Origin of the sequence: Kothea flammea, from assembly GCF_052161645.1 — a bacterium.
Classification (GTDB): Bacteria; Planctomycetota; Planctomycetia; order Pirellulales; family Pirellulaceae; genus Laterigemmans.
Genome location: NZ_CP197414.1, coordinates 2,893,695 through 2,914,046, shown reverse-complemented (window position 1 = coordinate 2,914,046; position 20,352 = coordinate 2,893,695). Strand labels below are relative to the sequence as shown.

19 protein-coding genes are annotated in these 20,352 nt (G+C 54.2%); 8 read left to right on the top strand and 11 right to left on the bottom strand.

The genetic code is table 11. The features are described from left to right. Nucleotides 1-51: 51 nt before the first annotated feature. Together SH139x_RS11080 and SH139x_RS11075 are read left to right on the top strand one after the other, a co-directional pair. On the top strand, nt 52-1,113 hold the full coding sequence (locus tag SH139x_RS11080) for an RHS repeat domain-containing protein (protein ID WP_488355286.1): 1,062 nt from the start codon (nt 52-54) through the stop codon (nt 1,111-1,113). Nucleotides 1,114-1,123: 10 nt separating this feature from the next. Continuing rightward, nucleotides 1,124-1,621 carry a hypothetical protein gene (locus SH139x_RS11075; protein WP_488355285.1) on the top strand — a complete coding sequence of 166 codons (498 nt, stop codon included), beginning with the start codon at nt 1,124-1,126 and terminating at the stop codon, nt 1,619-1,621. Between the two features lie 554 nt (nt 1,622-2,175). Here the strand turns inward: SH139x_RS11075 and SH139x_RS11070 are convergent. Continuing rightward, the gene (locus SH139x_RS11070; RefSeq protein ID WP_488356001.1) at nt 2,176-2,796 is read right to left on the bottom strand and encodes a transposase; all 621 of its coding nucleotides are present in this window, start codon (nt 2,794-2,796) and stop codon (nt 2,176-2,178) included. A gap of 450 nt (nt 2,797-3,246) precedes the next feature. Here SH139x_RS11070 and SH139x_RS11065 point away from each other — a divergent pair, with 450 nt between their 5' ends. The 3 genes from SH139x_RS11065 (at nt 3,247) to SH139x_RS11055 (ending at nt 6,080) form a co-directional block, all read left to right on the top strand. Beyond that, nucleotides 3,247-4,137, top strand: a complete 891-nt coding sequence (locus SH139x_RS11065) for an Rpn family recombination-promoting nuclease/putative transposase (RefSeq protein WP_488355284.1) — start codon at nt 3,247-3,249, stop codon at nt 4,135-4,137. A 61-nt stretch (nt 4,138-4,198) separates the two neighbouring features. After that, nucleotides 4,199-5,737, top strand: a complete 1,539-nt coding sequence (locus tag SH139x_RS11060) for an RHS repeat domain-containing protein (protein WP_488355283.1) — start codon at nt 4,199-4,201, stop codon at nt 5,735-5,737. 55 nt (nt 5,738-5,792) lie between these two features. Next, a complete protein-coding gene (locus SH139x_RS11055; RefSeq protein ID WP_488355282.1) occupies nt 5,793-6,080 on the top strand; it encodes a hypothetical protein in 288 nt (95 codons plus the stop codon). A 1,103-nt stretch (nt 6,081-7,183) separates the two neighbouring features. Here the strand turns inward: SH139x_RS11055 and SH139x_RS11050 are convergent. The 4 genes from SH139x_RS11050 to SH139x_RS11035 form a co-directional block, all read right to left on the bottom strand. After that, complete coding sequence (locus tag SH139x_RS11050; protein WP_488355281.1) at nt 7,184-7,687, bottom strand: thioredoxin family protein; 504 nt, start codon at nt 7,685-7,687, stop codon at nt 7,184-7,186. A gap of 160 nt (nt 7,688-7,847) precedes the next feature. Next, nucleotides 7,848-8,453 carry a YdeI/OmpD-associated family protein gene (locus tag SH139x_RS11045; RefSeq protein WP_488355280.1) on the bottom strand — a complete coding sequence of 202 codons (606 nt, stop codon included), beginning with the start codon at nt 8,451-8,453 and terminating at the stop codon, nt 7,848-7,850. A 51-nt stretch (nt 8,454-8,504) separates the two neighbouring features. Then, nucleotides 8,505-8,960, bottom strand: coding sequence for a DUF1569 domain-containing protein (locus SH139x_RS11040; RefSeq protein ID WP_488355279.1), 456 nt, complete (start codon nt 8,958-8,960; stop codon nt 8,505-8,507). A 33-nt stretch (nt 8,961-8,993) separates the two neighbouring features. Next, nucleotides 8,994-9,797, bottom strand: coding sequence for a CPBP family intramembrane glutamic endopeptidase (locus SH139x_RS11035; protein ID WP_488355278.1), 804 nt, complete (start codon nt 9,795-9,797; stop codon nt 8,994-8,996). Between the two features lie 126 nt (nt 9,798-9,923). On the opposite strand from SH139x_RS11035, the gene SH139x_RS11030 reads away from it, so the two are divergent. Beyond that, nucleotides 9,924-10,214, top strand: a complete 291-nt coding sequence (locus SH139x_RS11030; protein ID WP_488355277.1) for a hypothetical protein — start codon at nt 9,924-9,926, stop codon at nt 10,212-10,214. A gap of 80 nt (nt 10,215-10,294) precedes the next feature. Here the strand turns inward: SH139x_RS11030 and SH139x_RS11025 are convergent, their stop codons facing one another. Next, nucleotides 10,295-12,073 carry a serine/threonine protein kinase gene (locus tag SH139x_RS11025; RefSeq protein ID WP_488355276.1) on the bottom strand — a complete coding sequence of 593 codons (1,779 nt, stop codon included), beginning with the start codon at nt 12,071-12,073 and terminating at the stop codon, nt 10,295-10,297. Continuing rightward, the gene (locus SH139x_RS11020) at nt 12,024-12,671 is read right to left on the bottom strand and encodes an ECF-type sigma factor (protein WP_488356000.1); all 648 of its coding nucleotides are present in this window, start codon (nt 12,669-12,671) and stop codon (nt 12,024-12,026) included. Before SH139x_RS11020 ends, SH139x_RS11025 begins: the two co-directional genes overlap by 50 nt. 698 nt (nt 12,672-13,369) lie before the next feature. Between SH139x_RS11020 and SH139x_RS11015 the strand changes: the two genes are divergently transcribed. Further along, nucleotides 13,370-13,666 carry a terminase gpA endonuclease subunit gene (locus SH139x_RS11015; RefSeq protein ID WP_488355275.1) on the top strand — a complete coding sequence of 99 codons (297 nt, stop codon included), beginning with the start codon at nt 13,370-13,372 and terminating at the stop codon, nt 13,664-13,666. Nucleotides 13,667-13,898: 232 nt separating this feature from the next. After that, entirely contained in the window at nt 13,899-14,354 is a 456-nt protein-coding gene (locus tag SH139x_RS11010) for a hypothetical protein (RefSeq protein WP_488355274.1), read from the top strand. On the opposite strand, the gene SH139x_RS11005 is transcribed toward SH139x_RS11010, so the two are convergent. The 4 genes from SH139x_RS11005 to SH139x_RS10990 all read right to left on the bottom strand — a co-directional run bounded on the left by SH139x_RS11005 (nt 14,347) and on the right by SH139x_RS10990 (nt 20,198). Further along, on the bottom strand, nt 14,347-15,549 hold the full coding sequence (locus tag SH139x_RS11005; protein WP_488355273.1) for a hypothetical protein: 1,203 nt from the start codon (nt 15,547-15,549) through the stop codon (nt 14,347-14,349). The two genes, SH139x_RS11010 and SH139x_RS11005, sit on opposite strands and share 8 nt — an antisense overlap. Nucleotides 15,550-15,802: 253 nt before the next feature. Then, entirely contained in the window at nt 15,803-17,500 is a 1,698-nt protein-coding gene (locus SH139x_RS11000; protein ID WP_488355272.1) for a hypothetical protein, read from the bottom strand. Between the two features lie 126 nt (nt 17,501-17,626). Continuing rightward, a complete protein-coding gene (locus SH139x_RS10995; protein ID WP_488355271.1) occupies nt 17,627-18,571 on the bottom strand; it encodes a YybH family protein in 945 nt (314 codons plus the stop codon). 88 nt (nt 18,572-18,659) lie between these two features. Beyond that, entirely contained in the window at nt 18,660-20,198 is a 1,539-nt protein-coding gene (locus SH139x_RS10990) for a DUF1254 domain-containing protein (protein WP_488355270.1), read from the bottom strand. Nucleotides 20,199-20,352: the final 154 nt, after the last annotated feature.

The window sequence follows — 20,352 nt, the reverse complement described above, 5'->3', positions numbered from 1 at the left end:
GAATCGAGTAATTAGCGAAACGGACCGCAGTTTACCGAATCGGTTGTCGTTGTGGTTGTCGTGCCCCAAAAACGTGCTGTTTTTCCCGTGTTCCAGGCAGTTTGCATCTACGCCAGTTACATTGACGAACCGGTGCTGCGCTACGAACCTTCAGCCACCGAAACGCTTTATTACCATCGCAACCAACAATACAGCATCATAGCGCTGACCGATAATACCGGGGCAATTACCGAAAGATATGCTTATAGCGCCTACGGAGAACCAGTATTCGTAAGTGCTACAGGTACGGTGCTGGCGGACTCGGCGGATGATAATCGTTATACGTATACCGGGCGGGAATGGGATGGAGGCTTAGGGCTCTATCACTTTCGGGCACGGATGTATGACGCGGGGAGTGGGCGGTTTGCCACAAGAGACCCTATTAAATACCTGGACGGCGAGTCGCTTTACCGATGTCGCATTTTCCTCGCGAACGTTGATCCTCAAGGAACAATTGCCAATCCAGTTTCGGATTCTGATCCCGTTGGGATTCTTGGATGCGGCTCCTGGCAGCTTACTAGAAACCCCACGGCGGATAGAAATGCAGGTGAAACGATCCTTGTGCAGAAAATCTGTTTTGAAGCACAAAACACCAAGTGCTACGAGTTCTTTGGGTGCTGCCGAGAAGAGGGCAGCACCGCGCGTTGCCCTGAGACCTGCGTTTATGAGCTTTTGGTTCCAAATGTACTTCGAGATGGCGATTTAGAACCGGTAAATTACAGTATTGATGACTGGGGCTTTCAGTTTCCCTTCGCACCAGGCGCCTCTGGACGAATGTGCGGGCAAAAAGGCTTCAGCAGAATTACGGCTGAAGTCCGTGCGTTCAACTTGGGACATAGAACAGCCTACGATAGTGACCAGTGGAGTTCGAGTGATAACGAATTTCGATGCGGAGACATAACTATCGAAACCGGTGAAAGTCGCTCATCTCCCCCTTCGTTTTGGAATAATCCAGTTGACATGAAAAGATATGATGCGGAGCTTACATACGATTGCTGCAAGCCGAAGGGCCAACGAGAAGTGAATTTGTCGATTGATGGCCAACCTCATATGTTTATTTCACCGCTGTACTGAAAATCTATTCATGAAAACATTCCTTTTAATGTTTATGATTTGGTTATTAGAGTGTAACATCGCACTCGCGTCGCCTCCATGGTCGTTTGGTAGGCTTGCCAGTGAATCCGACGTTATAGCAATAGTTCAATACAAAAGTTCTTCCGACGTTGAACCAACTAGTGATTACTCTGATGGAGTGTTTCAGCAGAAGTTAACAATTTTTAAAGTCTTATCCGTACTTAAAAAGAAACAAGGCCTTGAGTTTGACGAACGGACAATTGCCGTTGCTCATTTTTGGATTCCAAAAGGTGTGCCCACAGGCGGGTCTTTCGACTTCTTCTCCTTTAATGAGTCTGAGCTAGAGCCGCATATGAGCCAGAAGGTATTAAACAAAAAAGGAATTTATCTTTTGTACCTAAAAGTTAATGACTCCGGCGAGTTCGTGCCAGTACGTGGGCAATCGCACGCTCTCGGGGCAATTTTCCAAGTTTCCGAATTTTTCACTGTTCACGGCCTGCAGCCCTGAGTAATTGCGCATGATATTAACCATACCAGCGGTCAGTCGTGGCAATACTCGTACTCAATCGACGCGCGCACCGAGCACTCGCATGATCCTTGGAATCCTTACTCGCGCTAAGACCAGAGTTTTCTTATATGTCAAACGGCATAATGCGACTTTCCAAGAGATCTTTTAGCCAAGTAAGCTCGGTAAGAGCTGACGGCTACTTTGACGTCTTATTCATCGTTCACGATCTCTTATCTTCCGGCACTGAATCGGAGTGAGTAGGCATAGGGATAGACGGATCGTCTCCTTCGTTTGGGCTTGCCTTGGTGGAGATGAGCTTGGGGGTTTCTCAACACCCCAGCTGCTAAGGCGCGTTGCTGGGGTGAAACTCTGAGCTGTCCGTCTGCCGTTTCTCGTGGTTCGGTCCAGCGGGTCCAAATCCACTCAGACGCAACCTCAACGTGACGAGCTTTTGCGCTCCTTTTGGCCCTTTTTCACTGGCCATTGCGAGCTCCACCCCAACGCGTGATTTAGACACGAGTTTCGTTTGCGGTTTCTGGCGGGATGGATTTGGCTCAGCTAACATCCAATAACTCCATTTCAGCTTCAGGTGGTGGCTGTGGTTGCTGGCAATGTGCGATCGTGACACCCTTACCATGGCGCTGCCGATAGGCTTCCTGAAATAACTCCATGGTGTGCGATTGCAAGCATTGCCAATCTGCTAGATTGCTGTCACCGCGAAAGTAGGAGTATCCAGGTTCATAGCGATGCCGCTCCATCAACGCATCTAGCAAGTCATAATGATCTGGGTGTCTATGCAGCGCTGCTTCATCCAGCAGCATGGCCGCCAACATGCCAGCCATCGACATGATGCGCTGCATCGTAATCGGCTGAATCCGCCGCTCCATCTTCATTCGCGTTTGACATACCTTGCACTTCGAAGCACTCGGCTCAGGCCGCTCGTCCGCAGCATCCTCAAGCGGGCGTACGGGTGCCGTCTGGCCATGGGTTTCGACATACTTTGCATACAGCTCGCGACAACGTTGTATCAGTTTCTCGCGATTTTTTGTCCCGAAGAACCCGGTATATCGCACCCGCTGAATACCAGGTGGCAGAATGTGATCGGCGTAACACCTCACAAACTTGATGCCCCGCATTCGCTTGCTGCCGATCGTCTTGTTGCGATAGTCTTTGATGCGAAAGGTTGCCTGCTATTGCAATCGCGGAGCGATGATATTTGATAGCCAGAGGTGTCAACCTCTGGAGCGCTGGTGACCCGCCGAGGAGTGAACGGCGGAGCCGTGGCATGGACCGCGCTGTCCAACCCTGATGCACGCGAAATATCGGGTTCAGGGCGGAGGCGGACGAAACAATGCCATCGCTCCGCGATTACTGACTGGTGTCGCGGATTGGACCACGGGGTTGCACCCCTGGCTGTCCAATGCCACGGCTCAGCCGTTATCTTTCCACTGCCATCTTCATGAATGACAGATATCTTTCAGAAAATGATTGAATTCAGTCACCGCGAAATTCCAGTGCACATCGCCGATTTCGCGGCTTAATGCGATCGCCGGTGTCCTTCTGCGCGGCATCACCAGCGGTTATAGTGTGTCCAATTATTGGCCATCATCTCTTGGGGCTTGCTTGTGACTCTCGGTATTAAACCAACTGTCGATTTTGCATTCAAGAAAATCTTTGGGTCACCTGAGAACGCCACGGCGCTGATCGGGTTGCTGAATGCAATCCTCGCTTTGAGCGATAAAATCGTCTCCGTCCAAATCCTCAACCCATTCAACTTCCAGGAGTTTGCCGAAAGCAAACAAATCGTCTTAGACGTTCGCTGCCGAGATTGCCGGGGACGGTATTTCAACGTTGAAATGCAGGTTTCCGTGTACGCTGGATTGGTGCAGCGGCTTGCCTATTACGCTTGCAGCATGCATCTCGAACAGCTGAGCAAAGGAGAGAACTATGCATCGCTTACGCCGTCAGTTTCGATCTGCCTACTCAGCCGCGTTCTTTTTCCCCAGTCGGCTCAGGCACACCATCGCTTTGAAATGCTGGACCGAGAGAGCGGACGGAAGTTGGAAAACGCGATCGAAGTACACACGGTTGAATTAAGCAAGTACAATTTGGCTGAGGGGACGATTTCCAAGGCCAGTAATTTGGAGCGGTGGGCATTTTTATTACTGCGAGCTCAGGATTACGAAGCTGCGATGCTGAAACGCTTGCTGCCCGGGATCGAGTTTGAAACGGCAATCGAAACGATTGAGATCATTTCCGCCAAAACAGAGGATAAGCAGATGTACGATCAACGTGAAAAAGCCCAGCGAGATTTCGAATGGGCGATTTCGGGGGCTAGGAAAGAGGGCCGGGAAGAAGGCCGGGAAGAAGGTAAACTTGCGGGGCAGATTCAATTGATCCAGGAGCTATTGGGGGAACCCCGCACCACCGACGCCGAACTCCAAGAACTCGACACAGCAGCACTCTCTGGCTTATTAGCCGGTTTGCAACAGCAACTTCGAAACCGGCAATCTTAACCAACCAAATAACTAACTTTCGGAGAGGATCGATTGCCAAAGCCATAATGACGAGGGGAGGATGACCGGCAGCAGCTACGGTAACGGTGTGAGCGAATCCCGCTCGTACAACACCGATAACACGCTCGCCTCGATCTCCTTCTCAGGAGTCGCGAGTCGTAGCCGCAGCTACGGCTGGGACCACAACAAAAACAAGACCAGCGAGTCGATCACGGGCACCATGTCTGGCTTCGGGTTCACCGTGGGCAGCAGTGGGTATGACACCGAGGATCGATTGGTCAACTGGGAGCGCAGTGACACGAATCTCGATCAATCTTGGAACCTGTCGCTCGTGGGCGACTGGGACTCGATTACCGAGAATAGCAGCACGCAGAATCGCACGCATGGTCCGACGAACGAGCTGCTTTCTGCTGGCGGCCAAAGTCTATCGCACGACACCAAAGGAAACATGACGCTGATTCCTGCGGTCCTGCGCGACGGCACCAACAGCTTGACGCTCAACTGGGACTTCGCGAATAAACTGACGACGGCCGATGTCGGTAGCGACAGCACGATCGATGCGACCTACAAGTGGGACGCTCTGGGGCGTAGAGTTTACAGCGACGATGGCACCTCGGCTTACGTATATGTGCAAGTAGGCCAGCAAACGATCGCCGACTACGGAGCCGGCATAGCTGCCAGCACACCGCGCTATCGCTACGTCTACGCAAGTTACATTGACGAACCGGTGCTGCGCTACGAACCTTCAGCCACCGAAACGCTTTATTACCACAGCAACCAACAATACAGCATCATAGCGCTGACTGATAACACCGGGGCAATTGCCGAAAGATACGCTTATAGCGCCTACGGCGAACCAGTATTCGTAAGTGCAACCGGCACAGTACTGGCCGACTCGGCAGAGGACAATCGTTATACGTATACTGGCAGGGAGTGGGATGAAGGTTTAGGGCTCTATCACTTCCGAGCGCGGATGTATGATTCGGAGAGTGGGAGGTTTTTAGGCAGGGATCCACTTCACTACGCTGATTCAAAAGGGCTCACCCATGCTATGCTCTCTCTCTCGGGTACTGATGCGAGCGGAAAATGCGTTCTCAAGCGGCGCGGATGGAAAGAGTGTTGCGATACCGCATGGAATGATCCTGACATTCCATTCCCAACAAAGAAGCGAAAAAAGAAGGGGCGCCCATCTGCAGGTATGGTCATCTGCTGCGACGGACGACACGTGAGTTGTGTTCGAATAAGGGCGGATAGATTCAAACCAGAGGAGCGAAAGGGGGCTGAGCTCTATTCACAGTGCGTTCTAGTTCACGAAAATGTACACCGGAAGGAACAGCCTCAACGCCCCTGTCCCCAAGAAATCCCCAGCCTTTTGCGGCCAGATATCCCTGACGGCGAAAATTACTATCAGAGGGAATGCCAGGCACACGCACGACAGCTTGAGTGTCTATTCACCAAAGCAAACGATTGCAAGGGTGATCGCTTTTGTTTGTCGTACCTTAAGAGAAGGGCATTTGGTACGACCGAGTTTTTGCGAGCAAACAACTGCGATGACTTCGGCTATAGATATCCGCAGAACTGGAGAGAGTATTTTGAGTAAGTGCTTTCAATGTTCACACCGGGCCATCGCTACACTGCCCAAGTTGGGGAAGTCATTGATTCCGTTTTTCTTACCCCTTCTACTGTTTTTTTTCGCTGTAACTGGCTGCAACGAAGCTCTCAAGCACGAGCCCGACGCATTGATCGATGCCGGGCCGCCAACGATAGCACAGATGGCAAAATCAATCGGCGAAGAAACCGGCTGGGACCATTTTTCTGTTGATATAGCCAAGTCAGAAGCGGGTTGTTCGGTTTTCATTCACCGGGTCCCAGGTTCAGATGGTCGACACTTGCAGTTTTTTATTGATTGGAATGGGGTCGTGACCGAATTAGATGTGCCGTAGGGCAAGGCCTGACCGAGGCCATGCCTCGACGATTTACGAGTTCACGATCACTTATCTTCCGGCACTGAATCGGAATGAGTAGGCATAGGGATAGACGGATCGCCCCTTCGCTTGGGTATGCCTTGGTTGAGATGAGCTTGGGGGTTTTTCATTCCCCCAGCTGCTAAGGCGCGTTGCTGGGGTGAAACTCAGTGATGCCTGTCTGCCGTTTCTCGTGGTTCGGTTCAGCGGGTCCAAATCCGCTCAGACGCAACCTCAACGTGGCGAGCTTTTGTGCTCCTTTTGGCCCTTTTTCTCTGAACAGCGCGAGCTCCACCCCAACGCGTGATTTGGTCACGGTTTCCGTCGAGTTGGATAGCCACGGCCATCAAACCCGAAGTCATTGAAATCTTCCGGCGACACCTGCCCTGTGAGAGCCCGATCGGCGTTGGTCGATGCCTTCTCAAGAAATCGCATTACCCAGCGTTTCTTTGTTTCTCGACATTAAGGCGAGAGAAAATGGCTGGACGAATACCCCCTCAAGTGAGAGTCACACGAAAACCCAGCAATTTGCCTGTCGAATCCCTTCCGTATCCGGACCGTCTGGGAGAGTCGGACGACACTTAACCCGAACAGACAGAGAAACGAAGAAACAGAGAAAACGGGCCAAGAGACCGCTAACTCATAACCCGGAGGTTGCTCGGGTTATCTTCGCCGCCAAGAAACGAAGAACACCGCTGATCGCCGCGAAATCAAAAACACTGCAAAATACCGGGTAAAAACGAAGAAAGGCCGGCATCCTGAGCACCCCGACCTTTCGTTCACTTGTGGGTCTGAAAGCGTTTGGAACTTTCAGAGAAGTTGAGTGAGCCGGTCGGTTTTCAAAGCGTGGCTGGGTGATGCAGGTTTGAGAGGTTTGGGGTGACCAGTGGCCGATTTTTTGCGCGGTTCAGAGCTCGTTTTCTTTGATTTTTTGCCCAAAAGTTGCTCTGGCACAGGAACTGCCTGCGGCCGGATTCATGGCTCGTCAGAGAGTCAAAATCCGTTCTCGAACACGATCTGGTCGAGTGAAACTTGGCCAGGCTTCGGCCAAGCGTCTTCGGTCCCGTTCGGAATGACGGGTTCTATTCGCTGGGGAGATTAGACGAATTAACCAATTCGAGGAATTCAGGTTTGCTGATCCCCCCGGCTCGCCAATCCACGACTTCTCCCTGTGATCGGCAAACGATCGTGACTGGGGAACCTTCGACCTTGTAGGTGTCCATGACCTCAGCGTTCTTTGGGTCGCCCACATCAATCGCCACGGGAATGAAGTTCGCATTCACCACCTCCATCACTTGCTCGTCGGCCCAGACTTGACGCTTCATGACCCGGCAGGGAACACACCACGTCGCGGTAAAATATAGAACGATTGGTTTGCCAGAAATCGCCGCTTGCCGCTGGGCGGAACTGTAGTCTTTCGCCCAAGCGATATCGTTCGGGGGAACATAGAAGCTATGCCATGCGTAGCCGAGCGATACGACGAGGAATGTGAGCCAAAAGCATCGCCAGAAGTGAAGCAAGGGCTTTCGTTTCGGGCTTGGTTCTTTTTTATCGGATGATGTAATCACAGACTGCAAGTTGTTCATTGCTTGTTCTCGACGGAAGGGGCGGGGTTGTTCCTCTACCTTGTACCCGTCATCGCCCTCCGTTGCCCGACACCGATCTTCCGAAAAAAGTATTCGCGGTCCACTTACTTTGATCGGCTCCATTGGATTTCCCCCGTCCATTGCGTGAAAGTGCCAATCATTAAGGCTGCCTGCCCTTCTTCAAGCCGAAAGTAGGCTCTTCGCCACGGACCAGCATGTCAATGAACTCTTGAAAACGACGCTCGCGAGTTTCTTGCTTCTTCGCGGACGTTAATCCGGTGGTGATCACAAAGCGGCTGGATCTGCTGAGCGTTTTGTAGAAACACTTGGCTTTCGAATTCCGCTCAACCGCTTTGACGAAATCGGCCGGTACTTCACTCTCGCTCGCCGGGGGATAGGCATTCTCCCAACGTCCGTCCGCCTTGGCAGCTTCGACTTCGGCCATTCCAGATGGCCTCATTCGGCCTTCGCTAATGAGCCGCAACGCGTTCTCGCGATTGCGTTTGGACCAAATGCTGCGGGGCTGCCGCGGTGTGATTCGCTGCAAATACGCCTCATCGTCGATCGATTTCTTTATTCCATCAATCCAGCCCCAACAGAGTGCTTCCGTGACGATTTCACTCCACGTCACACTCCTCTTGCCAGTCTTCTTCTTAAACACCTTGACCCAAAGCTCGCTTTCGGACGCATGATTGGCCTCAAGCCAATCGGCCAGTTTATCTGGCGTCAAAAAACTTTTCGTTGTCCTGCGCGTTGGTTGAAGCATCCGTTCGTCGTCCTTGCAATGGCGGGGAAGAACGCCGCAAAAAATCTGCCGTTATTGAGGCTGCAGAAATCTCAGATGATGAGCAGCATGAGCGGCATGAATTTGCAGAATCGTCTGCCGAGGGACACGACCGAACGCCGGATGTGGTGCGAAGGGTGCCGTGTGATCCATCATTCGGTCAACGCTTCGGTGATACCTATCCACTTCAAATGCGTCGTCACTATCGTCCGGCGGCATGAAGGCTTTGATGGTACGGATGCGAGGCTGCGAATCGATATCGAGTAACTTTGGCAACAGCCACCAACGCATCACTGGCCTGAGCGGTGCGAACAGCGACAGCCAAAACGGGTAGCCGTCAATGCTTGGGTTTTGAACCAATGTCAAGTGGCGACAAATCTGACCCAACGACCAGTTTCCGCTGCGGTCGTAGCCGAATTCAAGAAGACGGCTTGCCTCTTGAGCGGCTTCGTCAAGCGTTTCGAATTTCAATCGGCGAAGTGTGCTCATAACGCAATATCCCATTGAAGTTTGGAAGAAGATTTAGGCCGAGACAATTGTGACGGGGTGAAAGCTTTGAAGTCTTCTGCACGCCCACGCGAACGCCACCAGCAGAACGATTCCACTGGTCACGCCGAGCCACATCGGTGGCAGATCCGGCACGCCCCATTGGAAGCGACCGATTTGGTAAACATTCCATGCGCTATTGACGAACGCGTGACAGGCGACCGATGGCCAAATCGAACCGATTCGCCAAGCGACTACACCAAGCCACACTCCCATGACACTTGCCAGTGCGATTCCGTGCGGCGTTACGTGAAGCAACGCGAACAGAATGGTGGTAATCCCAATGGCGGTCGCCGGCGAATACCGATGCAACAAACGACGTTGCATAAAACCGCGAAAGAACAGTTCCTCGGAGATTCCTGGAACGACGCCAACCACCGCAATCAACACGAACGCCCAAGGTGTCGAGATGTTTTCGTAGAGATGAAGAAACGAATTGTCACCGGGAATGACTTGCTCGACCAGCCAGACAAGCCCGACGGCGATGTGGAACACAAAGACCGATCCGAGCAAAAGCAAGATCCAAGCGGACCATGGCAAGGATGGACGGTGCAAACCAAGCCGCAATGCAATGGATTGCTTGTGATGCTTCGCACTGACGTAGCCGCCAACGATCGCAATGAGGGTGAGCGGAAGACCGGAAATCACGAGTGAAGTAACAAAGTACGGAGCGTGCATCATTGTTTGCGGCAACGCTTCTGCCGCTTCGGCAAACCCGGTTTCCGCGTCTTTGGTCGCCAACAACACAGTGATCGCGAAAACCACCTGTGTGATGATCACCGCGATAAATGCGAGCAGCGAAAGCACAAAGATTGGCCAAACACGATTAGATCCAATAACCTTTGCTCGGTTCGACAAAATTTGCTGTTCGGCTGACACTTCGGGCCTCTCAATATCGTGATGGAGATGTTACAGCGCTATTTTGCAATCCGAGTCCTGAACTCCAAGGCATCTTATCGGCGGGTGGTGGGCGCACAATCGGTTGAATTTCCCAAACCATTCCGTTCGGTTCATCAATTCGGTGATGGTTTCGATAAGACCGCGAACGGTGAAACAGTCTCCAACGTGCAAAGCCGCTGCGTGGACGCAAACGAGAATTTGGTTTTGTCGGGGGATGGGTTTGAGAAGTTCTGCGATTTTCAACGTGTTTGGTGGACCGTATCTCGCGGCGTGGATGGCTTTCATGAGGTGTTGTGAAGATTCGGCAAGAAGATGAAGGGCAAGAAAACGGCCCGCGAAAAAATCGGTGCGTGGTTGAATGGTGGGGTTGGTTCGAGTTATTGGATTTCGGCTTGCTTGATTTGATCGACCAATTTGAGGGCTTCGCGAAAACTCGATCCGCCCACTTTGTCTTCCCAAGCCATGTTGCCGTATCGACCAGAAACCCGGCCGCGACGAAACAGTGCAAGCGAGCCAATAAATCCGACGATGCCAACGACCAGCGATGGGATCAGGGCGGTTGGATACAACATTTGTGGAAAGCCCGCCGCGACGCCCGCCGGAATCCACAACCACCACCACGAAAAACCGATCAGCGGGCTGAATCGCAAGTACAACGATCTCGCCGAACCCAATCCGTCGGCAATGGTGGAGATCGGCTGGGAATAGTCGATCTTCTTGATGCGAACGATCACCGCGATGGCGGTTGCGATCAAGAGAACGCCGTAGGCGTGCATGAGTAGTCCGGATGCGAACCGTGCGTTGGACTGGCCGGCACCCGACCAACCGTAGACGCCCAGTCCTATCAGAGCGATGCCGATGAAGATTTGCAGAATCTGCCAACCGACCAGCGGTCGCATCGTTTGGCGAACTTGGTTCATCAAATCACGTCGCCCCAATAGCATCCGCGCCGCGAGTTCTTGATCGGCGATGCCAGATGATCGGATAGCCGATGGAGCGGTGCGGTGGCGTGCACCCGCTGAAGTTTGGTCAACCGTGATCGCCAAGTCGACACCTTCGGTTTGGCTAATCGATTGCAAGTCCGATTTGATTTCGCTGGCCGCTTGGTAGCGTCGCTCGGGTTCCTTTTCGAGCGTTCGCAGGACGACGTCGTCGAGTCGCACATCGATCGCGACCTTTTTTGACGGAACTTCAAAACGCCCGATCGGCAATTCGCCGGTCAGCAATTCGTAGAACACGACGCCCAACGAATAGATGTCCGCGCGATGATCGACCGCGTGCGTGCCCTCGAATTGTTCGGGGGCCATGTACCGTGGGGTTCCCATGACTTGATGCGTGCCGGTCAAGTGATTCGTTGACGTCGAACCGTCCAATATTCGTGACAATCCAAAGTCGACGATCTTTACCGATCCGTCGCGCGTCAGCAGAATGTTTTCGGGTTTGATGTCGCGGTGAATGATTCCGTTTTCGTGGGCGTATTGCAACGCGTCGCACAGTTGAGGCACGATCGCGAGCGATTGCTCGGGCGACAATTCGCCGGCGGTAACAACGTCGCGAAGTGTGGGGCCGTCGACGTATTCCATCAAAAAGAAAAACGTTTCGTCGACGTGTCCAAATTCGTAAACCGACACGATGCTGGGGTGATTTAATTTCGCCAACGTGCGGGCTTCGCGAGTGAACCGTAATGAAAATTTGGCGTCGTGGGCAAACTCGCTCGGCAGAATTTTCAGCGCGACGATGCGATCGAGTCCTTCTTGACGCGCCTTGTAAACCGCTCCCATGCCGCCGGCACCGAGCATTTCGATGATCTGCAAATTCGGAAACAACTCCGCGACCCGCTCGATCGATGCGGGCTGAAACGGACGCCCCGACCGTTCGGATGCGTCGAACAGTTCGGCGATCAACGTGTTCGCATCCGGAAACCGCTCGGCGTAATCCTGCTGGGTCGGCGTTTCATCGCGTCGTTTTCGATAGTCGATGTCCAGCGCGATCAATTCGGCCAATAGGGCGTCGTGTGGCTTCCCGGTCAAGTCGTCAGGAATGGCGTTCTCGATCGACGGACGCTCGCCTGATTGCCAAGCTTTTTCAAAATCCGCACACAGATCGTCAATCCGCTCGAGCGTCGCGATCGGTAGTTGTGGTTGGCGAATGTTCATGGGCGAGCTTCATGGGTTGTTGAATTTTTTCGCGAATCAGATGCAATCGCCGCTCGATCGTTCTTTCGGAACAATCAAAACGGAGGGCCAATTCCGCGTTTGAATAGCCCTCTAACTTGGCACCCGCCAAATCGCGAAGTTGCCCGACACCCAAAACCGAAAAAAACTTTTCGGCCGTTTCCTGTATCGTCGCGACCATCTCTGGTGACGGTTCGTTGCCGATAATCTCGATGACGCGATTGTCGTCGTTGCCCGCGTGGATCGATTGAATCTGCGCGTTGCCACCGCGACGCACCCGGCCGTCTCGACGACGTTTGTCGACGATCTTTCGCGCTGCCATGCGAAGCAGCAGATGCCACAAGTCGTCTCGATCGGCCATGTCGGGAAACCGCCCGGCCTCGGCCGCCTGATAAAAACTGTCAAACACGCTCAGCACCACGTCCTCTTCGTCGGATACCGCTCGGTTGCCGCCCCGCAAGCGCGCTCGAACCGAGCAGACCAAGCGATCGAAGTAGTGCTTCCAAATTTTATCGGCCGCAACGGAATCCCCGTGTTTGACCTGCTGGATCCAGTGGCTGATGGATGGGTTCACTGCGATAGCTACAATACGATCATGTGAAAATGTAATGCTGTGTCAGTCGTCATTATGGTCGCTTACGTGATGGTCGTGGTAATCCATCCGCAAGAAGTTACAGCGGATGCCAAATTCTAGCGAAAATATTTCTACGGACCCACTGAAGGCAGAAAAGGGCAGTCATCGTGTTTGAAAACCATGCCGTTCGGTGGACGGCATGCGTAGCGAAATTGCCAAACGGGTTATGTGATTACGGTGCGGATGTCGAATCCGTTTGCCGAATTGAAAACCTGCTCTGCGTCGAGGTGCTGCGATTTTTGAAGATGAAATTGGATCCGGCGACGATGTCGCCAAAGGAGCGTCGTCGGGCGGTCGCCGAAATTCTGTCGCGGGGTGTCGCGCGTTGGCGGGCGACACAATTGGCTTTGCGAGCGCGCGCCGGATTGGCTGGAACACCGGCCACCTGCGTTGATTCTGAATCAACGAGCCAACCTGTTCTGAAGAATTCTCTCAACTCTTTGGCCGACCCGCTTGATCCGCGTTGCGTTTCATCGCTCTCTGTCAGTGGTTGCCGGCGTCTCTGAGACGCCGGCCTAACATTTCAATTCCTGACAGTGGGAGCACAGCCATGAGCAGTACTCGATCCGAGCGGATCGCGACCCTGTTGGCGAGAGGGCTATCGCGGATTCGCAAACGCGAGGGCGCCAATTGGGCAGAGTGCGATGAACATACGGCACAACAAACACCTGCACCGGAGCCGCATCGAACAGACACTTCACCGCATGTTCGCCGAGCAAGTCACCGCCGAATACTTCGTCCGCACCGAAGGCCGCGGCCGGACTGTCGACGAATGGAAAGCCCGCCCCGAACAACCCGACAACCACTGGCTCGACTGCCTCGTCGGCACCGCCGTCGCCGCCTCGATGCAGGGAGCGTTGTTGTTCGGAACCGACCGACCATCTGCACCGAAGCGAGAGCGAGTGAGTTTCAAAGAACTCCAACGCAAGAAGCGAAGCTAGCTCTACCGCTCGAAAGTTTGCTCTGGCCCCTATCGACAAAGCTTCCGGCATCGGCCACCGGTGCATCTTGTCAACATTCCGAGAGTGGCGATAAGAGCCTACTCCGGTCGATGAAGCCGGTTCGCGCTACGGTGTTCACGATTGCAGTCTGTCGCAGGTGGCCGTAACCGATTGATCTCTGGTCAGACGCCTCTTTGCCGGACATGTGTGTGCTGCGGATCCTACGCCAAGAATGGGAAACCGTCCCCAATTACTTGAGCACCTGGCCGAAGCATTTCCTCGCCACATCCGGATCCATGACGGCCGTTACCGACGCGAGGAGCTCTTCGAGGCCGCTCGACGATCGCGAGCCTGGGCGTACTTGGCGGACGACGAACACGGCCCCTTGGCTTTACAGGAAATTCTTCTGACTGGCTCTCCGACCGCTGGCGTGTGGACCGGCGCTTGGTTCGTACGGCATGACGAGACAGGTATCGTCGTCGATCGAATGCCGCCGGGAGCATCTTGCATGGAGTGCGACAAGGACGCCGTTGCTCTCGATGACTTCATCAACGCAATCGACCAAGCCAAGACGATCGCCCGGCCATCTGTGCGAGCAATCGCCACTGGTCAATTCAACACGCCAAGCATCGTGCGCCAACTCATCAAATCCCTCCGTTCATCGTGTCGGTTGCGAATCATCACATAGCAAACGAGTAGACAATGACGAAGATGAGCAGCAAGGGATATGCGATGCGCGACCAACGACCGACAATTTCAGCCGTCTTCTGCTTCTGCTTGCCGATCATGATGGCGTTCCATGCGGATTGGATCAAACCGGCAAAGACCATCAAGGTGGACAGAAGAATGAAACTGTCCATGCGAGTGACATAGGACACACGCGGGAGGAGAACCGTAATGGCGAAAAGGTAGGCTACCAGTGTTAGAAAAGCAGACGTGGAGATGCCGATGTTCGTGCCCGTTTCACTGGGAGCGATCCAGCGTGGTAACCAGGACATGACGACGATCAAACCGAGTGGGATAATGACCTTCAGGATGTAGTACATTGGCCGCCGATCGATTTTCATTCGCAATTCGAATCCCGCTGTTCCGGGATGACCACTATAAAGAGAGTAAGGACGCACTGTCGCCTTATCCGACACAACGTCGAAATCCGGCAAAGAGAACGTTTCCGCAGTACCGGACGTCGCCCCGCTTTCGGTCACCAGTGGGACCATACGGACGTCGTTTTCGAGGAGTCCTGCGGCGACAATATGAATTGACAATTCCTGCTCATCGAAGGGGAAGTCTTGCAGACTCAACGGTTGTGAGAATCGCCCCCAGACCTTCTGTCGATAGACGACCGTCCCGTCCGGTTGGATTTCGACATATTCCGGATAGGATCGCCAAATCATTTGCTGCCCCATGATGGTCAGTCGCGGATTCCAGACGTCGGTGAGACTGCGAAGTTTCGGCCCCGGGCCCTCGTGCGCGAGTAGCGGATTGTTCCACTGAGCCTGGAAATACACGCTGGCGGCGAAGCTCTGATCGGCGGAGTTGACTTCATCAACGTCGATTACGTAGATTCCAACTTCGACTTCGGTTGGTTCTCCCCACGCGGTTGGACGTGCCAGTTCCGGCTTTGGCTCTTCGAGGATGACTGAGGGTGTTGCCGCGTCAACCAAGCCCGCGCCGGGTCGGGTCGTGCCTTCCTGCTGAGCAGTTGCAGAGCGTAGAGGGAGCACAAGCACCGCAAGTACCAGGAGTTGCTGTTTGAAAAATACATGGCAAATCATTTCATCTGTTTCCGCGTTGGTGCGTCTTGATTCCCGCGTAGGGCAATTTCTTTCGAACTGAAGAATCGCCTTACGACCAGGAACCAATTCGCGGTAATCTGCGGACATCGACCGATGTCAGGCAAATGAGACTCACTGCGTTGTTGATTCAACTGCTGATGCCGGCACTCGAACGAGCAACCGTCGTTGCGCTCTGCCAACCTCGCTCGACAGCGACTCGATCAATTCATGCAGATCCTTGAAGCGTTGGTAGAAAGCCGACCGACTGAAGCATGTGTCAGACGGCTTTTCACCAATCGACAGCTCGCGATATCTACCTCCCGACTCGGATGAAAAATTTTTCCAGGGCAGTTATGAACCACTATTGGTTGGACTGTTCTTCGGGATTCTTCAGCCGGATCAAAGTTCGTGGTTCGCGGCGATCTGCGTCGAAGTGAACGAGGGCGGGCACTTCGTCGTTGGTCAAATTGTAGAGCCCAACTTCCATGACCAACGAGTCGTTGCCTTCCAACTTCAATGCAACCCGCTCACTTTTCTTATCCACTGAGCCGGTGATGGGTGTGACTTGCTCAGTCAACATATCCTGGAAATTTCCGCGGATCACTCCTTCTTTGTTGAGTGCCAGTTGAATGACTTTGTCGGTGTTTGTCTGATCATCCTCGGCAATCAACGCAAACACTCCTAACGGCAGCCAATCCTCATCTTGAGTTTGAGCGCCCGCATCGGCAATTGTTTCCGCTTGTTCGTAGTATTCTTCTGCGGTGGCGACAGGTTCACCTTCATACATTACCGTGCCATCCTCATATGTTACGTTTTCCTCGTAGTCGAAATAGGTCCCGCCGCCTTCGCAGCCGCAATAGCTGCCGGCTACGGCCCAAGTGGTCGCCGCCCAGGCACTCCCAACCACAGCCCACTTGCCCGGGAACCAAGCGCCAGGATATCGACCGTAATATGCAGGTGTGAAATAGCCCCAACGAGTAAAGTTCCCGTTGACAGCCGTATATGCGCGACCACCAACAAACTGGCCATTGACGTAGCTCGCGCCGCGACCACCACTGACGACGTTACCGGCTGGACCACGCAAGGCGGTTTTGGAAGCAACTTGTCCCGTTCCACCCACGCCATAACCGGCTCGAGCATTGACGGCGGTATAGCCCCATTGATTCTGTCGAGCGCTGACCGCTCCGCCCTGACGATAGCCTGAAGAGTCCGCATAGCCACCGCGAGCAGCAACGGCGCTGTTGCCGGCTGCATCGCGAGCTCCAACGGCACCACCTGCGCGAACTGCCGAATTGGTCCCGTCGGTGGCACCTCGTATACCGCTGCCCCCGACTGCTTGTCCACCCGCAGCTGTTTCAATGCCAGTTCGGCTGCCCGCTGCGAAAGCGCTGCTCTGACCATCGGTCGCACCAATCCCCCCTGTTCCGCGAACAATCGTATTGCCGCCAGCGGTTTCAATCTTGATTCCACCGGCTGCACCGCCGACCGTGGCGCCACCTTCGGTATTGCCACTGCGTGAGCCGCCGCCCACGGTGACCGTTCCGCCTCGAGCCGTCTCGTAGGTTCGGCTGCCGCCCCCTTGACCCGCAGTCGGACCAGAACTCGATGAGCTCGCAACGCGATTGGAGGCTGAACCACCAGAACCATTTAGGAAGCTATCCAGTTGTCCGCGTGTCGGTTGCTGGAATGAGCTTTGCGAGCGAAAGGCGTTGCTGCCAGAGGGGGGTGTTCGCAATCCGCCTCCCCCAGCGGCTCCCAAAGTCCCAACGCTCGGAGCTCCAGCACGATTGACAGCCGCGCCAGGGGAGCCTGCTCGATTAATGGCCCCACCAGCAGGTTGCCGAATACCAGGGCTCTGGAATTGAGGCGTCGCCATGCGTGGTTGCGCGGGCATGGCCCGGCTCATCGAAGGACTGCGCGAATAAGACGCGCCACCTCCAGAGAATCCACCACCTCCAGAGAATCCGCCACCTCCAGAAAATCCGCCGCCGCGTGACATTCCGCCACCGCCGCGCGACATACCGCCGCCGCCTCGGCCCCGCTGCGCGAAGGCGGACATGGGTAGTAGCACGCAAAACAGTAGTGCAAGTAGCACACGAGCCTTCATTAACATCATCGCCTTAATCCTTAAATGATCAGTGGTGTAGAGTTGAGTTTTGTGGGTGTGACCGCAAGCAGGGGAGAGCTATTTGGGCTGGGGCGCATCTTCGCTTTTTTCTTCAGCCTTCTCAGGCTGCTCGGCTACGCGATTGACCAACACTTCGTCCATGTCAGGCAGAAATTGCCCCGCTACAATCCGTGATCGGGAATGCCAGGTGTACCTGCTGGCATCAACGGGCGTGTAAACGTAAACAGCCGAAGCCGATTCGCCCGACGGTAGGGTCATGTTCAATTCAACAATCCATTTTCCATCATGGCTTGACCAACTGCCTTGACCGATTCCGCCGTCGGAATCAAATAGCCACGAGCGAATCTTACCCGTTGCAGGGTCAACGCCAATGATCTGAGTACCTTCCAGCGGTGACGCATCTGGGACATCGACACGAAAGCTCATCGTTAAAAACTTCTCGTTGCGAGCCCACTTCACTTGCGATTCGACCGTTGCGTCCTCATCGGAATCAGCCCAGCTCCCGACGAGCCAACTGAGTTGTGACAGTTGGGGACCGGACTTGTCCGGCACATCCGTTTCGCGAACGCTATCGATCTTCCACCCATCCTTCTGTTTGACGTGCACCACGGAGTAAGTGGATTGATACGCGCTCCCATCTCTGAGAACCGTAGCGATACCGTCTTCAACGGCCACGGTGTCCGTAACGAGGCGGATTGAAGTCACGTTCACTTCCAACTGCGACTTTGGATCTGCCTCAAACTGCCGCGCGAGGTCCTCGCGGATGGCATCACGCCCGACGACCTTTTCTTGCGTATCGACCGCCAGCATCATTGCGTTCTCAGCCCAATGGTCAGCAACTGCAACAGCATCTCGACGATTGTAAGCATCAACGTAGGTGCGAATCGTTTCGATAATCGCTTGTTCCGGCGTGGGGGCGGAGGCTGGAGATTGAGCCCTCGCGAGGCCGCCTATGGCGACAAACATCCACCCTAAAGTTAAAGATAACAACAATCTGTTCATGAGAGCTCTCCGATCATTCTTGGGTTGTCCATTTGAAATCAAATTTTGCACGACTTGCGTGGCCACGTTCTGACTATGGTTGATTGAATTACTTAACCAGCTTGAGATCCCCCGGCACCCAGGTCTTGTCAAACCAGGGTTGTAGCGGGCCGTAGAGGCGCAGCAGCATGTTGTAGCCCTTGCCAGGCATAGTCTGGACCCAGTTGCCCTCGTGCCCTGCTGGTGGAGTCGGGCCGAACCAAATTGTGAAGGAACCGTCCGCATTCGGCTTTACTGCTGAATCATTGCTGTCGAGGCCTCCAGACTTCTGATCCGTTTCGAGCACAGAACGGGTCTGGTTGTCATACACCACGAAGGACCAGAAGTCCTTGGCGGGAACCGGGCCAGGCAAGGTGCAGGTGTAGGTCCTGCCGCCGTCCAGGTAGCGGCCCGCCGAATCCTGGGCGCCGATCAAGTAGACGGAGCCGGTGCCGACCTGTGGCTTGGTCATCGCTGGGGTAATGCCGGTGGCGTAATAGTGGAACATGATGCGGTCATCCAGCACTAGTTCCCCGTTGTTCATGAACTCGTGGCTGCCTCCGGTAAAGCAGGAATACCACTGGCGCTTGCCCGGATAGAAGTAGACGCTGTCCAAACGCGGTCGGAAAGTGATCGACCGCGCGGTCGCATTGCCAATGGCCACGCCCTCAGTGAGGATCTTCTTCATCCGGGCATCTGGATCGAAACGCTTTCCCTTTTTGATACCGATCGCGGCGAACTGGCCGACCAGTTCTGGGTTGAAGGCATCGGCGGGCTCGTATTGAATGACCGCGTCAAGCTCATGCCAGAAGCTATAGTCGTTGGCATGGATGGTGTTGATCTTCGCACCCGAAGCATTGACCACTCGTCCCTTGGGCGGGTTGCTCAACTTGGATAGCGGATAGACGCGGAACTGCGTCCTCAAGCCCAGGGTGGCTGCTTCGACATCGCCCTGCTGGACCAATGCGCGCAGAAACATCCAATTGCGGTAGGTGGAGGTCTTCACAACGCGATGGCCCTCGGGCAGCTCGCCTTGGTAGTCGGGACCGACAAAGACATACTTGCCACCTTTGCCTTGGTTCGGACCGGTTACGCCAAGATCAGTCACCCACCGGAAAAAAGCATCATCCACCGCCCCGACGAGACGTCCCGCAGGGACTTCGACGATGACGGGTTCATCCTTTACGTTGATCTCGGCAAAAGCGTAGGGCGTCGAGGTATTGAAGGTCAGTGCAAGAGTGCGGGCGTCACCATAGTTTTCCCACAGCACCAGATCACCCGGTTTCGCGCCCGCCTGCTTCATACCTTCCAGCATAGCGTAGATGGAGGTCGGCGGGATGCCGTTGAGAAATGCGTCCACCGAGCGAGACAGGTCGATGAAGTCGTAGGTCTTCTTGACCGTGGCCTCACTGGGCATGCCGCCGGTAAATTCAAGTTCACCCAACATTTCCGTCTGCACCTTGTCGGGTGTAATCAGGCTCTGCGGCACATCGGCCTTGTATTTGGGCTCCTTGTATGTAGATTCCTGGGCTGAGGCCGAAGAGTAAATGGCAGCCAAGGTTGCGACGGCGGCCAGCAGGGTAGGCACGTACCCTTTTGTATTCATCATTTGGTTTTGTCCAATTTTTATTGTTGTGACTTGCTAAATTCGTGAACTCATTCGCTTCAATCCCGGCATTTCCCACGGGGCTTGATGTTGGAAAATTGTGCCATGCTCAGGGCCTACTCAGTAACAATCTTGCTATATCGATCTTCATTCAAAT

Bases quoted from the DNA above. Each gene is read 5' to 3' on its own strand.
- SH139x_RS11075 (WP_488355285.1), top strand. From the start codon at position 1,124: ATGAAAACATTCCTTTTAATGTTTATGATTTGGTTATTAGAGTGTAAC.
- SH139x_RS11060 (WP_488355283.1), top strand. From the start codon at position 4,199: ATGACCGGCAGCAGCTACGGTAACGGTGTGAGCGAATCCCGCTCGTAC.
- SH139x_RS11050 (WP_488355281.1), bottom strand. From the start codon at position 7,687: ATGAACAACTTGCAGTCTGTGATTACATCATCCGATAAAAAAGAACCA.
- SH139x_RS11045 (WP_488355280.1), bottom strand. From the start codon at position 8,453: ATGCTTCAACCAACGCGCAGGACAACGAAAAGTTTTTTGACGCCAGAT.
- SH139x_RS11040 (WP_488355279.1), bottom strand. From the start codon at position 8,960: ATGAGCACACTTCGCCGATTGAAATTCGAAACGCTTGACGAAGCCGCT.
- SH139x_RS11030 (WP_488355277.1), top strand. From the start codon at position 9,924: ATGTTACAGCGCTATTTTGCAATCCGAGTCCTGAACTCCAAGGCATCT.
- SH139x_RS11025 (WP_488355276.1), bottom strand. From the start codon at position 12,073: ATGAACATTCGCCAACCACAACTACCGATCGCGACGCTCGAGCGGATT.
- SH139x_RS11015 (WP_488355275.1), top strand. From the start codon at position 13,370: ATGAACATACGGCACAACAAACACCTGCACCGGAGCCGCATCGAACAG.
- SH139x_RS11010 (WP_488355274.1), top strand. From the start codon at position 13,899: ATGGGAAACCGTCCCCAATTACTTGAGCACCTGGCCGAAGCATTTCCT.
- SH139x_RS11005 (WP_488355273.1), bottom strand. From the start codon at position 15,549: ATGTCCGCAGATTACCGCGAATTGGTTCCTGGTCGTAAGGCGATTCTT.
- SH139x_RS11000 (WP_488355272.1), bottom strand. From the start codon at position 17,500: ATGTCCGCCTTCGCGCAGCGGGGCCGAGGCGGCGGCGGTATGTCGCGC.
- SH139x_RS10995 (WP_488355271.1), bottom strand. From the start codon at position 18,571: ATGAACAGATTGTTGTTATCTTTAACTTTAGGGTGGATGTTTGTCGCC.
- SH139x_RS10990 (WP_488355270.1), bottom strand. From the start codon at position 20,198: ATGATGAATACAAAAGGGTACGTGCCTACCCTGCTGGCCGCCGTCGCA.